Annotated in this window: 13 protein-coding genes; all 13 read right to left on the bottom strand. The window is 70.4% G+C overall.

The annotated features are described in order from the left end of the window. Positions 1–75: 75 nt before the first annotated feature. Entirely contained in the window at positions 76–1,284 is a 1,209-nt protein-coding gene (gene metK, locus MTF69_RS14590) for a methionine adenosyltransferase (protein WP_243334350.1), read from the bottom strand. A 195-nt stretch (positions 1,285–1,479) separates the two neighbouring features. Further along, positions 1,480–2,694, bottom strand: coding sequence for a bifunctional phosphopantothenoylcysteine decarboxylase/phosphopantothenate--cysteine ligase CoaBC (gene coaBC, locus MTF69_RS14585; RefSeq protein WP_243334348.1), 1,215 nt, complete (start codon positions 2,692–2,694; stop codon positions 1,480–1,482). A gap of 119 nt (positions 2,695–2,813) precedes the next feature. Then, complete coding sequence (gene rpoZ, locus MTF69_RS14580; RefSeq protein WP_004948662.1) at positions 2,814–3,086, bottom strand: DNA-directed RNA polymerase subunit omega; 273 nt, start codon at positions 3,084–3,086, stop codon at positions 2,814–2,816. A gap of 79 nt (positions 3,087–3,165) precedes the next feature. Next, the gene (gmk, locus tag MTF69_RS14575; protein WP_243334346.1) at positions 3,166–3,729 is read right to left on the bottom strand and encodes a guanylate kinase; all 564 of its coding nucleotides are present in this window, start codon (positions 3,727–3,729) and stop codon (positions 3,166–3,168) included. Between the two features lie 61 nt (positions 3,730–3,790). Then, positions 3,791–4,114: an integration host factor, actinobacterial type gene (gene mihF / locus MTF69_RS14570; protein WP_243334344.1), complete on the bottom strand. Its 324-nt coding sequence runs from the start codon at positions 4,112–4,114 to the stop codon at positions 3,791–3,793. 245 nt (positions 4,115–4,359) lie between these two features. Next, a complete protein-coding gene (locus MTF69_RS14565) occupies positions 4,360–5,295 on the bottom strand; it encodes a dihydroorotate dehydrogenase (protein WP_243334341.1) in 936 nt (311 codons plus the stop codon). Positions 5,296–5,348: 53 nt separating this feature from the next. Then, positions 5,349–6,206 carry a dihydroorotate dehydrogenase electron transfer subunit gene (locus MTF69_RS14560; protein WP_243334340.1) on the bottom strand — a complete coding sequence of 286 codons (858 nt, stop codon included), beginning with the start codon at positions 6,204–6,206 and terminating at the stop codon, positions 5,349–5,351. 579 nt (positions 6,207–6,785) lie between these two features. Then, the gene (pyrF, locus tag MTF69_RS14555) at positions 6,786–7,637 is read right to left on the bottom strand and encodes an orotidine-5'-phosphate decarboxylase (RefSeq protein ID WP_308401404.1); all 852 of its coding nucleotides are present in this window, start codon (positions 7,635–7,637) and stop codon (positions 6,786–6,788) included. Beyond that, complete coding sequence (locus MTF69_RS14550; RefSeq protein ID WP_243334543.1) at positions 7,634–8,743, bottom strand: quinone-dependent dihydroorotate dehydrogenase; 1,110 nt, start codon at positions 8,741–8,743, stop codon at positions 7,634–7,636. The genes pyrF and MTF69_RS14550 overlap by 4 nt, the downstream gene beginning before the upstream one ends. Before the next feature lie 122 nt (positions 8,744–8,865). After that, the gene (gene carB, locus MTF69_RS14545) at positions 8,866–12,174 is read right to left on the bottom strand and encodes a carbamoyl-phosphate synthase large subunit (RefSeq protein WP_243334338.1); all 3,309 of its coding nucleotides are present in this window, start codon (positions 12,172–12,174) and stop codon (positions 8,866–8,868) included. Continuing rightward, positions 12,167–13,330 carry a glutamine-hydrolyzing carbamoyl-phosphate synthase small subunit gene (gene carA, locus MTF69_RS14540; protein WP_243334336.1) on the bottom strand — a complete coding sequence of 388 codons (1,164 nt, stop codon included), beginning with the start codon at positions 13,328–13,330 and terminating at the stop codon, positions 12,167–12,169. Before carA ends, carB begins: the two co-directional genes overlap by 8 nt. Then, positions 13,327–13,908: a hypothetical protein gene (locus tag MTF69_RS14535; protein ID WP_243334334.1), complete on the bottom strand. Its 582-nt coding sequence runs from the start codon at positions 13,906–13,908 to the stop codon at positions 13,327–13,329. Before MTF69_RS14535 ends, carA begins: the two co-directional genes overlap by 4 nt. Continuing rightward, complete coding sequence (locus tag MTF69_RS14530) at positions 13,905–15,191, bottom strand: dihydroorotase (RefSeq protein ID WP_243334332.1); 1,287 nt, start codon at positions 15,189–15,191, stop codon at positions 13,905–13,907. Before MTF69_RS14530 ends, MTF69_RS14535 begins: the two co-directional genes overlap by 4 nt.

The raw sequence follows: 15,191 nt of genomic DNA, 5'->3' as shown, positions 1-15,191 counted from the left end.
AACGGCGGACGGGGCGCCGCACGCGGACGGCCCCGGACCACAAGGGTCCGGGGCCGTCCGTCGATCAGGCGGGTCCTACAGGCCGGCAGCGGTGCGCAGGGCGTCCACGCGGTCGGTGCGCTCCCAGGTGAAGTCCGGCAGCTCGCGGCCGAAGTGGCCGTAGGCGGCGGTCTGGGCGTAGATCGGGCGCAGCAGGTCGAGGTCGCGGATGATCGCGGCCGGACGCAGGTCGAAGACCTGGCCGATGGCGTTCTCGATCTTCTCGACGTCCACCTTGTGCGTGCCGAAGGTCTCCACGAACAGACCGACGGGCTCGGCCTTGCCGATCGCGTACGCGACCTGGACCTCGCAGCGCGAGGCCAGACCGGCGGCGACCACGTTCTTGGCGACCCAGCGCATGGCGTACGCGGCGCTGCGGTCGACCTTGGACGGGTCCTTGCCCGAGAAGGCGCCGCCACCGTGACGGGCCATGCCGCCGTAGGTGTCGATGATGATCTTGCGGCCGGTCAGGCCGGCGTCGCCCATCGGGCCGCCGATCTCGAAGCGGCCGGTGGGGTTGACCAGCAGGCGGTAGCCCTCGGTGTCGAGCTTGATGCCGTCCTCGACGAGCTGGTTCAGCACGTGCTCGACGACGAACTCGCGAATGTCCGGGGCGAGCAGCGAGTCCAGGTCGATGTCCGCCGCGTGCTGCGAGGACACGACGACCGTGTCGAGGCGGACGGCCTTGTCGCCGTCGTACTCGATGGTGACCTGGGTCTTGCCGTCGGGACGCAGGTACGGGATGGTCCCGTTCTTGCGGACCTCGGACAGCCGCTTGGAGAGGCGGTGCGCGATGTGGATCGGGAGCGGCATGAGCTCGGGGGTCTCGTCGCAGGCGTACCCGAACATCAGGCCCTGGTCGCCGGCACCCTGCTTGTCGAGCTCGTCCTCGTCGCCCTCGACCCGCTTCTCGTAGGCGGTGTCGACACCCTGCGCGATGTCCGGGGACTGCGCGCCGATGGACACCGACACGCCACAGGAGGCGCCGTCGAAGCCCTTCTTCGAGGAGTCGTAGCCGATCTCGAGGATCTTGTCGCGGACGAGCTGCGCGATCGGCGCGTACGCCTTCGTCGTCACCTCTCCCGCGATGTGGACGAGACCGGTCGTGATGAGGGTCTCCACGGCGACGCGCGAGGTCGGGTCCTCGGTGAGGAGCGCGTCGAGAATGGTGTCGCTGATCTGGTCAGCGATCTTGTCGGGGTGACCCTCGGTCACAGACTCCGAGGTGAAGAGACGACGGGACACAACGCTCCCTGGGGTTGCAGCGGCTGCTGGCTGAAATATTGGTGGGACGACATCGGAGGCTGCGCCCGATCACGTTCCGGCTGCAGTTTATCGGTCGCCACCGTTCGCCGGACCACCCGTCTCGCCCTGTGGGAGCCGTGTGACCTGCGACACTCCATTCTTACTCAAGGATCAGCCTGCGGAAAGAGCCTCCGCTCAGGCGCGTCGCGCGCCGATGCGCGGTGCGACCTGATCCCAAATCACGTCTGCGAGCGATTCCTTCGGACCATAGGGGACGGCGAGCTCGCTCCCATCGGAGGACAGGATGACCGCTTCGTTCTCCTCGGAACCAAAGGTCTTCGCCTCACCCACCTCGTTGACGACGAGAAGATCACACCCCTTGCGGAGGAGCTTGCTCCGCCCGTTGGCTAGTACGTCGTCGGTCTCGGCGGCGAAACCGACCACGACCTGGCCCTCCCGGGCCCGGTCGGCGGAAATCTCCGCGAGAATGTCCGGATTACGTACGAGGGCGACGGGAGCGGGCTCCTGCCCGTCCTTCTTCTTGATCTTCCCGCCCGCGTACTCGGCGGGCCGGAAGTCGGCCACGGCCGCGGCCATCACCACCGCGTCGGCGTCCGCGGCCGCCTTGAGCACGGCCTCGCGCAGCTGCAGGGCCGTCCCGACCCGTACGAGGTCCACCCCGGCCGGGTCCGCGAGCGCGGCGTTGGCGGAGACCAGGGTGACCCGGGCCCCGCGGGCGACCGCTGTACGGGCCAGGGCGTAGCCCTGCTTGCCGGAGGAGCGGTTGCCGAGGAAGCGGACCGGGTCCAGCGGCTCGCGCGTACCGCCCGCGCTGATCACCACGTGCCGGCCGGCGAGGTCGGGCTCGGCCACCCCACGGGCCAGGACCCTGACGCACACCTCGAAGATCTCCTCGGGGTCGGGCAGCCGCCCCTTGCCGGTGTCCTTGCCGGTGAGCCGGCCGACCGCCGGCTCGATGACGACGGCGCCGCGCCCGCGCAGCGTGGCCACGTTCTCCTGGGTGGCCGGGTGCTCCCACATCTCGGTGTGCATCGCGGGTGCGAACACCACGGGGCAGCGCGCGGTGAGCAGCGTGTTGGTGAGCAGGTCGTCGGCCAGCCCGTGGGCGGCCTTGGCCAGCATGTCGGCGGTGGCAGGGGCCACGACGACGAGGTCGGCGCCCTGCCCGATCCGTACGTGCGGCACCTCGTGGACGCTCTCCCAGACCTCGGTGGAGGCCGGGTTCCCGGAGAGGGCGGCCCAGGTGGCCTCCCCGACGAAGTTCAGCGACGCCGCCGTCGGCACCACGCGTACGTCGTGCCCGGACTCGGTCAGCCGGCGCAGCAGCTCGCACGCCTTGTAAGCGGCGATCCCGCCGCTGACTCCGAGCACGACCTTCGGCTTACCCACCACACACGCCCCTTCGGCTGATGACCGCCACCACACCTGCATGACCTCTATGACACCTATGACACACCACAGGCCCGGCAGATGTTCTGCCGGGCCTGTGGTGAAAGGACACTCGTGCCTTACTGAGCCGGGGCCTCGATGGCCTCGGAGGTCAGCAGACCCGCGTTGATCTCGCGCAGCGCGATCGAAAGCGGCTTCTCGTGGACGTGGGTGTCCACCAGCGGGCCGACGTACTCGAGCAGGCCCTCACCGAGCTGCGAGTAGTACGCGTTGATCTGACGCGCGCGCTTGGCCGCGTAGATCACGAGGCTGTACTTCGAGTCCGTGGCCTCGAGCAGCTCGTCGATCGGCGGGTTGATGATGCCCTCGGGCGCAGTAATGGAAGAGGACACGCTCTACCTTCCGAAGATGGGGTAAGACCTAGAAGTGTCGAATTCGGACCGTCCGGACCGGTTGAACACCGGTCAACGATCAGACGACATTCATCAAGGCTAGCAGCTCGCGCGCGACGTCCTCGACCGAGGTGTTGACCAGGGTGGTGTCGAACTCGGATTCGGCAGCCAGTTCGATCTTGGCGGCGCCGAGCCGGCGCTCGACGACCTCCGCGGTTTCGGTGCCCCGGCCGGTGAGCCGGCGGACCAGCTCGTCCCAGCTCGGAGGAGCCAGGAAGACCAACTGTGCCTCGGACATGGACTCGCGTACGAGCCGTGCGCCCTGGAGGTCGATCTCCAGCAGGACCGGCTCGCCGTTCTCCAGGCGTTCCAGCACTGCGCCACGCGGTGTGCCGTAGCGGTTGCCCGCGAACTCGGCCCACTCCAGCAGCTCGCCATTGGCGATCAGCTTGTCGAACTCGTCGTCGTTGACGAAGAAGTAGTGGACTCCGTGTCGCTCACCGGGCCGCGGCTTGCGGGTGGTGGCCGACACCGAGAGCCAGACCTCGGGGTGAACCTTGCGCATATGCGCGACGACCGTGCTCTTGCCGACCCCCGAAGGGCCGGAGAGCACGGTCAGCCGCGGACGAACCTCTGCTGCCATAGAGCGATTATCCAGCTTCTCGGGACTGCCTGAGAACGCCGGGAGAACTTCGGACGACGCCTTAGGCGGCGTTACCGCCGAACTCACGCTCCAGAGAGGCGATCTGGTTGGAACCGAGACCTCGGACACGCCGGGACTCGGAGATGCCGAGGCGCTCCATGAGCTGCTTGGCTCGCACCTTGCCGACGCCAGGCAGGGACTCCAGGAGAGCGGAAACCTTCATCTTGCCGATGACGTCGTTCTCCTGCCCCAGCTTGATGACGTCGTGCAGGGAGGCGCCGGAGTGCTTGAGTCGATTCTTCACCTCGGCCCGCTCCCGGCGAGCCGCGGCGGCCTTTTCGAGCGCTGCTGCGCGCTGTTCAGGGGTAAGGGGCGGAAGAGCCACGCCTACGTCACCTCGGATGTCGAACTGTCGGATACGGACCAGTGGAATGCCTGAAGGCATCACACCAGGCGAGCGCCCGAACAGCGGTGGTGCTCGATCGCTGCTCGTTGACTCTGCTCGGAGACTAGCGGCCATCACCGCTCCAGTCAGCGAGAACGGACGAAAAGTCCTGGTCAGCCTCCACTGAACCGTACATCACGGACAAACCACCCCGGATTTGTCCGGTGAAAGACGTTCGAATTTCGTCAGAGAGTGCGATGAGCCACCCCGACGGCGTCCTCGAACGCCCCGAAACCGCGTGCGGCGAGTGCCGCGCGCAGGTCGTCGCGGATCCGCAGGGGCGCGGACGGATCGTTGAACAAGGCGGTCCCCACCGCCACGCCCGAAGCGCCGGCGAGCACGAATTCGAGCGCGTCCCGGCCGGAGGCGATCCCGCCCATCCCCAGGATGGGGACCCGCCGGACGGCGCCGGCCAGCATCGCGCCGTGGACCTGGTGAACGCAGCGGACGGCGACGGGCCGGATCGCCGGACCCGAGAGGCCTCCGGTGACCCCGGCGAGGGCCGGGCGCATGGTGTCGGTGTCGATGGCCGTCCCGAGGACGGTGTTGATCATCGAGAGCCCGTCGGCGCCCGCTTCCGTACAGGCGGCCGCGATGTCCGTGATCCGCGTCACGTCGGGGGTCAGCTTGGCGTAGACGGGCAGTGCGGGGTCGGCCGCCGCCTTGACCGCCTTGACCACCTCGAAGGAGGCGTCGGCGTCGCAGGCGAAGACGAGGCCGCGGTCCGCGACGTTCGGGCAGGAGATGTTGGCCTCGATGCCGACCACCGCGGGCTGCCCGGTCAGCCGGGCGGCCGCCTCGGCGAACTCCTCCGTACGCTCCCCCGCGACCGATACGAGAACCCGTGCCCCGCGCTCGGCCAGCCAGGGCAGCTCGTGCTCGACGAAGTGGTCGATGCCGGAGCCCTGGAGTCCGATGGAGTTCAGCATCCCGCTGGGGGTCTCGGCCATCCGCGGAGTGGCCCGGCCGGAGCGGACGTACGGCATCACGGTCTTCGTGGTGATGGTGCCGAGCTCGTCCAAGGGGGTGAAGCGGTGCAGCTCCCGGCCGTAGCCGGCGCAGCCGGAGGCGGTGGAGACGGGGTTGGGGAGGGTGACGTGAGCGCCGAGGGGCGCGGACATGTCGACATCTTCGGGCTTGAGGGGACTCAGGGGACTCAGGGGACTCAGGGGACTCACCGGTCGCTCGCCTTCGGGGTCATGGCGGCCGCGCCTTCGAGGTCCTCGGGCAGGGTTCCGGCGTCGTCCCAGCGGACGGTGGTGCCGTCGAAAACGGGGCCGGATGTGCAGGAGCGAAGGAAACGGGTGACGCCGTCGGGGCCGGTGACGGGCAGGACGCAGCTCATGCAGATCCCGATCCCACAGGCCATGGCCTCCTCGACGGCGGTGTGGCTGGCGGCTCCGGCGGCGGTGGCGATCTCCGTGACGGCCTTGAGCATGCCCATCGGGCCGCAGGAGTGGACCTCGGTGGCGCCGGTCACCGTGATGGCCTCGAGGAGCACGTCGGTGACCCGTCCCCGCCGTCCGGCCGAACCGTCGTCGGTGACCACGTACACGTGCTCGGCGAGGGCCTGCGCCCGGTCGACCCCGAACAGCCGGTCCCCGGTGGCCGCCCCGAGGACGAAGGCGACCCGGCCGCCGCGCCCGAGGACCTCCTCGGCGAGGGCGAACATCGGGGCGCTGCCGTAGCCGCCGGCCACGAGGACCGCGCCGACCGGGCCGTCGGGGAGCGGGAAGGGGGTGCCGAGGGGGGCGATGAGGTCCACGGTGTCGCCGGGGCGGTGCGCGGCCAGTGCCCTGGTCCCGCGGCCGGCCTCGGCGAAGACGAACTCGACGGTGCGGGTGGCGGGGTCGGCGCGGTGGATGGAGAAGGCGCGGCGGAGCAGTGTGCTCGAATTCCGGCCGCCGATGGCGAGGGCGCCGAAGTGGCCGGGGCGGACGCCGGTGACGCCGGGGGCGTCGAGGACGAGATGATAATAGGCCCCGACGGGCGTGATCCGCCGGATCGTGGCGACGGTCTGTACTGGGGGCACGCGGGGCGCTCCGTCCGGGGTAGGGGGCCTAACCCCCCACCCCATGATCGCCCTTCGGCCCCCCACACCACACCGGTCCGAAGCCCCGACCCTCCGGGCCCTACGCCCTTGCCGCACACCGGTTTCCCGCTGCGCGGGGCGAGGTCCCCGACCCGCCCTTCCACCGTTCCCCGGGCTCCGCCCGGACCCGCGCCTCAAACGCCGGCGGGGCTGGGTGTGCTCCCGGGCGCTGCCCGGCCCCCGCCCTCAAACGCCGGACGGGCTGAAGCGGGGCCCCGGGCTGCGCCCGGACCCCCTGGGGCTCCGCCCCAGACCCCGCGCCTCAAACGCCGGCGGGGCTGGATATGCCGCTGCGCGGCACACCAGCCCGCCTAACGCCCACCTGCAGGCCGCCGCCCAAATCCAGCCCGGCCTCACAGCCACGTACGGGCCGAGGCCGGCCAAATCCAGCCCCTCCGGCGTTTGAGGAGCGGGGGTCCGGGGGCTGGCCCCCGGCAACGGCGCCGCGCGCGGCAACGGGTCCGGGGCGGAGCCCCGGGGAACGGGCGAAGGGTGGGTAGGGGACTCCGCCCCGCAGGGCTACGCCGCTACGGCTGCGCGGATCTCGTCCGCGAAGGCCCGCGCGGAAGCGCGGAGCGCGGCCGCGTCCGGCCCGTGCTTCAGCACGCCCCGCGACACGTTCGGAACGACATTGCGCACGGCCGCGCCGAACACCGCCGGGAGGTCCGCCGCGGTAGCGCCCTGCGCACCGATGCCGGGGGCCAGCAGCGGCCCGTTGATGTCCAGGTCGAAGGAGGACAGGTCCCCGAGCGTCGCCCCGACCACGGCTCCGAAGGAGCCCATCGGGGAGGCGCCCGCGTTCTCCGCCGCCAGGTGCGCCAGCATCGTCGCCCCGATCGAGCGGCCGTCCGAACGGACCGCCCGCTGGACCTCCGCACCCTCCGGGTTGGAGGTCAGCGCCAGGACGAACAGGCCGGCCCCCGACTCACGGGCCAGGTCGACCGCCGGCTTCAGCGAGCCGTAGCCGAGGTACGGGGAGACCGTCAGCGCGTCGGAGAACAGCGGCGACGAGGGCGACAGGAAGGTCTCCGCGTACGCGGCCATCGTCGAGCCGATGTCACCCCGCTTCGCGTCCATGACGACCAGCGTGCCCGCCGCACGGGCGTCGGCCACGGTCTGCTCCAGTACCGCGATCCCGCGCGAGCCGAACCGCTCGAAGAACGCCGCCTGCGGCTTGAAGACCGCGACCGAGTCGGCGAGCGCCTCGACGACCGTGCGGGAGAACTTCTCCAGGCCCGCGATGTCGTCGTTCAGGCCCCAGGAGGCGAGCAGCGCCGCGTGCGGGTCGATGCCGACGCAGAGCGGCCCACGGGTGTCCATCGCCTCGCGCAGCCGCGTACCGAAGGGGATCACAGGAGTCGCAGAGGTCACAGGGCGGCCTTTCGGGTTTCCGCGCCCACCGCTTCGGCGAGCGTCGCGTACGGGCTGGCGGCCAGGCGCGCGGCCAGGCCCTTGTGGATGGCGCGGGCGTAGCAGGGGCCCTCGTAGATGAAGGCGCTGTAGCCCTGGACCAGGCTCGCGCCGGCCAGGATCCGCTGCCAGGCGTCCTCGGCGTTCTCGATGCCGCCGACGCCGACCAGGACCAGCCGGTCGCCGACGCGGGCGTACAGCCGGCGCAGGACCTCCAGGGAGCGCTCCTTGACCGGGGCGCCGGACAGGCCGCCGGTCTCCTTGATGAGCGAGGGGTCGGACTTCAGGCCCAGGCCCTCGCGGGCGATCGTCGTGTTCGTCGCGATGATGCCGTCCAGGCCCAGCTCCAGGGCCAGGTCGGCGACCGCGTCCACGTCCTCGTCCGCGAGGTCCGGCGCGATCTTGACGAGCAGCGGGACCCGCCGGTCGGTGACGACGCGGTCCGCCGCCTCGCGCACGGCGCTCAGCAGGGGCCGCAGCGACTCCGTGGCCTGGAGGTTGCGCAGGCCCGGGGTGTTCGGGGAGGAGACGTTGACGACGAGGTAGTCCGCGTGCCGGGCGAGGCGCTCGGTGGAGGCGACGTAATCCGCGACGGCCTCCTCCTCGGGGACGACCTTGGTCTTGCCGATGTTGACGCCGACGACCGTCTTGAAGACGGGGTTGCGGGCGGCCAGGCGCTCGGCCACGGCCGCCGAGCCCTCGTTGTTGAAGCCCATGCGGTTGATCAGCGCGCGGTCCGGGACCAGCCGGAACAGCCGCTTCTTCGGGTTGCCTGGCTGGGGCTCGGCGGTGACGGTGCCGATCTCGATGTGGTCGAAGCCGAGCATCGACATCCCGTCGATGGCGACGGCGTTCTTGTCGAAGCCGGCCGCGAGCCCGAAGGGGCCGTGCATCCGCAGTCCGAGGGCCTCGGTGCGGAGTTCCGCGTGGCGGGGGGCCAGGTAGGCGGCGACGAAGGTGCGCAGCACCGGGGTGCGGGCCGCGAGGCGGATCCAGCGGAAGGCCATGTAGTGGGCCTGCTCCGGGTCCATCCGCTTGAAGACCAGGTTGAAGAAGATCTTGTACATCGTGCAGGGGTTCCCTTGTGCGCTCGTGAAGCTCATGAAGAGGGGGACGACCGTCGCGCATCGCGCTGGACGGTGTCCCCCTCCCCTCTACGGGCCGTGCGGGCTTTCGATCCTGGCGGGACCTAGTCGCGGGCCGCCGTCAGCCGCTCCGCGTGCTCCTGGAGCGAGCGGACGCCCACGTCGCCGCGGTTGAGCGCGTCGATGCCCTGGACGGCCGCGGCGAGCGCCTGGACCGTGGTGAGGCACGGGACTCCGCGCGCCACGGCGGCCGTACGGATCTCGTAGCCGTCGAGGCGGCCACCGGTGCCGTACGGGGTGTTGACGATCAGGTCGACCTGGCCGTCGTGGATGAGCTGGACGATGGTCTTCTCGCCGTCCGGGCCCTCGCCCTCGCTGAGCTTGCGCACGACGGTGGCGTTGATGCCGTTGCGGCGCAGGACCTCGGCGGTGCCGGAGGTGGCCATCAGCTCGAAGCCGTGGGCGACGAGCTCGCGCGCCGGGAAGATCATCGTGCGCTTGTCGCGGTTGGCGACGGAGATGAAGGCGCGGCCCTTGGTGGGCAGCGGGCCGTAGGCGCCGGCCTGCGACTTGGCGTACGCCGTGCCGAAGACGGAGTCGATGCCCATGACCTCGCCGGTGGAGCGCATCTCCGGGCCCAGCACGGTGTCGACGCCGCGGCCGTGGATGTCGCGGAAGCGCGACCACGGCATGACGGCCTCCTTGACGGAGATCGGCGCGTCGAGCGGCAGGGTGCCGCCGTCGCCGGTCTTCGGGAGCATGCCCTCTTCGCGGAGCTCGGCGATGGTGGTGCCGAGCGAGATGCGGGCGGCGGCCTTCGCGAGCGGGACGGCGGTCGCCTTCGAGGTGAAGGGGACGGTCCGGGAGGCACGCGGGTTGGCCTCCAGGACGTAGAGGATGTCACCCGCCATCGCGAACTGGATGTTGATCAGGCCGCGGACGCCGACGCCCTTGGCGATGGCCTCGGTGGAGGCGCGCAGGCGCTTGATGTCGTAGCCGCCGAGGGTGATCGGGGGCAGGGCGCAGGCCGAGTCGCCGGAGTGGATGCCGGCTTCCTCGATGTGCTCCATGACGCCGCCGAGGTAGAGCTCGGTGCCGTCGTAGAGGGCGTCGACGTCGATCTCGATCGCGTCGTCGAGGAACCGGTCGACCAGCACGGGGCGGGTCGGCGAGATCTCGGTGGACTCGGCGATGTAGGAGGACAGCCGGTCCTCGTCGTAGACGATCTCCATGCCGCGGCCGCCGAGCACGTACGAGGGGCGTACGAGGACGGGGTAGCCGATCTCGTCGGCGATGGCCTTGGCGCCGGCGAAGGTGGTGGCGGTGCCGTGCTTGGGGGCGGGCAGGCCGGCCTCGGCGAGGACCTGGCCGAAGGCGCCGCGGTCCTCGGCGGCGTGGATGGCCTCCGGCGGGGTGCCGACGACGGGGACGCCGTTGTCCTTGAGGGCCTGGGCGAGGCCCAGGGGGGTCTGGCCGCCGAGCTGGACGATGACACCGGCGATGGGGCCGGCCAGCGATTCGGCGTGGACGATCTCCAGCACGTCTTCGAGCGTGAGCGGCTCGAAGTACAGGCGGTCGGAGGTGTCGTAGTCGGTGGAGACGGTCTCCGGGTTGCAGTTGACCATCACGGTCTCGTAGCCGGCGTCGCTGAGGGCGAAGGAGGCGTGGACGCAGGAGTAGTCGAACTCGATGCCCTGGCCGATGCGGTTCGGGCCGGAGCCCAGGATGATGACCGCGGGCTTCTCGCGCGGGGCGACCTCGGACTCCTCGTCGTACGAGGAGTAGAAGTACGGGGTCTTCGCGGCGAACTCGGCGGCGCAGGTGTCGACCGTCTTGTAGACCGGGCGGACTCCGAGCGCGTGGCGGACCTCGCGGACGACGTCCTCGCGCAGGCCGCGGATCTCGGCGATCTGGGCGTCGGAGAAGCCGTGGCGCTTGGCCTCGGCGAGCAGCTCGGGGTAGAGCTTGTCGGCGGCGGCCAGCTCGTCCGCGATCTCCTTGATGAGGAAGAGCTGGTCGACGAACCAGGGGTCGATCTTCGTGTACTCGAAGACCTCTTCCTGGGTGGCGCCGGCGCGGATGGCCTGCATGACGGTGTTGATGCGGCCGTCGGTGGGGCGGACCGCGGTGGCGAGCAGCTCTTCCTTGTCGCCGGTGGGGCCGACGAAGGTGAACTGCGAGCCCTTCTTCTCCAGCGAGCGCAGGGCCTTCTGCAGGGCCTCGGTGAAGTTGCGGCCGATGGCCATGGCCTCGCCCACCGACTTCATGGTGGTGGTGAGGGTGGCGTCGGCGAGCGGGAACTTCTCGAAGGCGAAGCGCGGGGCCTTGACGACGACGTAGTCGAGGGACGGCTCGAAGGAGGCCGGCGTCTTCTCGGTGATGTCGTTGGGGACCTCGTCGAGCGTGTAGCCGATGGCCAGCTTGGCGGCGATCTTGGCGATCGGGAAGCCGGTGGCCTTCGACGCGAGCGCCGAGGAGCGCGAGACGCGCGGGTTCATCTCGATGACGATGACGCGGCCGTCGACCGGGTCGATCGCGAACTGGATGTTGCAGCCGCCGGTGTCGACGCCGACCTCGCGGATGATCGCGATGCCGATGTCGCGCAGCCGCTGGTACTCGCGGTCGGTGAGCGTCATCGCCGGGGCGACGGTGATGGAGTCGCCGGTGTGGACGCCCATCGGGTCGAAGTTCTCGATGGAGCAGACGACGACGACGTTGTCCTTGGTGTCGCGCATCAGCTCCAGCTCGTACTCCTTCCAGCCGAGGATGGACTCCTCCAGGAGCACCTCGGTGGTCGGGGAGAGCATGAGGCCCTGGCCGGCGATGCGGCGCAGCTCTTCCTCGTCGTGGGCGAAGCCGGAGCCGGCGCCGCCCATGGTGAAGGAGGGGCGCACGACGACGGGGTAGCCGCCGAGGGTGTCGACGCCCTGGATGACGTCGTCCATCGTGTGGCAGATGACCGAGCGGGCGGACTCGCCGTAGCCGATCTTGGCGCGGACGGCTTCGACGACGCCCTTGAAGAGGTCGCGGTCCTCGCCCTTGTTGATCGCCTCGACGTTGGCGCCGATGAGCTCGACGCCGTACTTCTCCAGCACACCCTGCTCGTGCATGGAGATGGCGGTGTTCAGCGCGGTCTGGCCGCCGAGGGTCGGGAGCAGCGCGTCGGGGCGCTCCTTCGCGATGATCTTCTCGACGAACTCGGGGGTGATCGGCTCGACGTACGTGGCGTCGGCGATCTCCGGGTCGGTCATGATCGTGGCGGGGTTGGAGTTCACCAGGATCACCCGCAGGCCCTCGGCCTTGAGGATGCGGCAGGCCTGGGTCCCGGAGTAGTCGAACTCAGCGGCCTGGCCGATGACGATCGGGCCGGAGCCGATGACCAGGACGGACTGGATATCGGTGCGCTTAGGCACGATCGGCCTCCATCTGGGCGGTGTTCATCAAAGACGTGAAGCGGTCGAAGAGGTACGCGGCGTCGTGCGGGCCGGCAGCCGCTTCGGGGTGGTACTGGACGGAGAAGGCCGGCTGGTCGAGCAGCTGGAGGCCTTCCACGACGTTGTCGTTCAGGCAGACGTGGGAGACCTCGGCGCGGCCGTAGGGGGTCTCCGAGACCTTGTCGAGGGGCGCGTCCACGGCGAAGCCGTGGTTGTGCGCGGTGATCTCGACCTTGCCGGTGGTGCGGTCCTGCACCGGCTGGTTGATGCCGCGGTGGCCGTACTTCAGCTTGTACGTGCCGAAGCCGAGCGCGCGGCCCAGGATCTGGTTGCCGAAGCAGATGCCGAAGAGCGGGGTCTTGCGGGCGAGGACGCCCTGCATGACGGAGACCGCGTGGTCGGCGGTGGCCGGGTCGCCCGGGCCGTTGGAGAAGAACACGCCGTCGGGGGCGACCGCGTAGACGTCCTCGACGGTGGCGGTGGCGGGGAGCACGTGCACTTCGATGCCGCGCTCGGCCATCCGGTGCGGGGTCATGCCCTTGATGCCGAGGTCGACGGCGGCGACGGTGAACTTCTTCTCACCGATCGCGGGGACGACGTAGGTCTCCTTGGTGGCGACCTCGGCGGAGAGGTTGGCGCCCTTCATCTGCGGGGCGGCCTGGACCTTGGCCAGCAGCGCCGCGTCGCGCACGCCCTCCCAGGCCTCGCCCGAGAAGATGCCGACGCGCATGGCACCGCGCTCGCGCAGGTGGCGGGTCAGGGCGCGGGTGTCGATGCCGGAGATCCCGACGACGCCCTGCTTGACGAGTTCCTCGTCCAGCGAGCGCACGGAGCGCCAGTTGGAGGGGACGCGGGCGGGGTCGCGTACGACGTACCCGGCGACCCAGATGCGGGAGGACTCGGGGTCCTCGTCGTTGACGCCGGTGTTGCCCACGTGCGGGGCGGTCATCACGACGACCTGCCGGTGGTACGACGGGTCGGTGAGGGTCTCCTGGTAGCCGGTCATGCCGGTGGAGAACACGGCCTCGCCGAAGGTCTCCCCCACGGCGCCGTAGGCGCGGCCGCGGAAGATCCGACCGTCCTCCAGGACGAGTACGGCGGGAGTTTTGGCTGCTCCCCTGGTGGAGGTCGTCATCGTTCGGCGCCTTCCGTCGTGGTGATTGAGTGGTTCATGTCGTTGATCGCTTCGACCCAGGCGGCGTGTTCTGCCGCTCGGTCGGAGCGGAATCCGGAGTCGATCAGCCTGTCGCCGTGCGCCCATGTGACGACGAGGAGACCGCCCTCGGTGAGTACCTTGCCCGCGATTCCCTTGTCGAGGCGGGCGCCGCGCAGCTGCGCGGCCGGTACGAAGAAGTCGGTGGCACCCGGACGGACCACGTCGAGGCCCGCGTCGGTGAGCGCGAGCTCGACCCGGCTGCGGACGCCCAGTCCGTGGGCGACGATCCGGTCGAGCCACTGCCCGGCGGTGGTGGACCCGTGGTACCGGCCGGTCAGGGCCAGCCGGTGCTCGGGGAGACCGCCGGGGGCGGCGGGCAGCTCCGGCAGATCGCTCTGCAGGGTGCCGCGCCATTTCCATCCCTGGCGCATCAGCCAGTACACGAACGCGATGAAGACGAGCAGACCGATCACCCACGCGATGCGGGCGCCCCAGTCCGTCACCTCCGCCGACTTCTGTGTCGCCTCGGCGGCCAGTTGGATTACTGCAGGTGTCACGCCAGCGTCCCGTCCACGACCGTTGCCCGGCCCCGCAGGAAGGTGTGAGTGACGCGCCCCGGCAGCTCACGGCCCTCGTAAGGCGTGTTGCGGCTGCGGGAGGCGAAGTGTGCGGGGTCCACGACACCACGGTACGAGGTATCGACCAAGGTCAGGTTGGCGGGTTCACCTGCCGAGACGGGGCGTCCGTGGTTCGGAAGGCTGCCGATGCGCGCCGGGGCGAAGGACATCCGCTCGGCGACGCCCGCCCAGTCGAGCAGTCCGGTCTCCACCATCGTCTGCTGGACGACGGAGAGCGCGGTCTCCAGGCCCACCATGCCCATGGCGGCGGCGGCCCACTCGCAGTCCTTGTCCTCGTGCGGGTGCGGGGCGTGGTCGGTGGCGACGATGTCGATCGTGCCGTCGGCGAGCGCCTCGCGCAGGGCCAGGACGTCGGCCTCGGTGCGCAGCGGCGGGTTGACCTTGTAGACCGGGTTGTACGAGCGCACGAGCTCGTCGGTGAGGAGCAGGTGGTGCGGGGTGACCTCGGCGGTGACGTCGATGCCGCGGGACTTGGCCCAGCGGATGATCTCGACGGAGCCGGCGGTGGAGAGGTGGCAGATGTGGACGCGCGAGCCGACGTGCTCGGCGAGCAGCACGTCGCGGGCGATGACCGATTCCTCGGCGACGGCCGGCCAGCCGCCGAGGCCGAGCTCGGCGGAGACGATGCCCTCGTTCATCTGGGCGCCCTCGGTGAGGCGGGGCTCCTGGGCGTGCTGGGCGACGACGCCGCCGAAGGCCTTCACGTACTCCAGGGCGCGGCGCATGATCACGGCGTCGTCCACGCACTTGCCGTCGTCGGAGAAGACGGTGACGCGGGCGGCGGACTCGTGCATGGCGCCCAGCTCGGAGAGCTGCTTGCCCTCCAGGCCCACGGTGACGGCGCCGATGGGCTGTACGTCGCAGTAACCGGACTCCTTGCCCAGGCGCCACACCTGCTCGACGACGCCGGCGGTGTCGGCGACGGGGAAGGTGTTGGCCATGGCGAAGACGGCGGTGTAGCCGCCGGAGGCGGCGGCGCGGGTGCCGGTGAGGACGGTCTCGGAGTCCTCGCGGCCGGGCTCGCGCAGGTGGGTGTGGAGGTCGACGAGGCCGGGGAGGAGGACCTGGCCTGCGGCCTCGATGACGGTCGCGTCGCCGGCGTCGAGGCCGGTGCCCACGGCGGCGATGGTCTCGCCGTCGATCAGGACGTCCTGGACGTCGCCACCGAGTACCTTCGCGCCACGGATAAGGATCTTGCTCAT

It is taken from the genome of Streptomyces sp. AP-93 (assembly GCF_022808175.1).
Classification (GTDB): domain Bacteria; phylum Actinomycetota; class Actinomycetes; order Streptomycetales; family Streptomycetaceae; genus Streptomyces.
The sequence above is the reverse complement of the archived record's forward strand: the minus strand, read 5'-3'. Positions and strand labels throughout refer to the sequence as shown.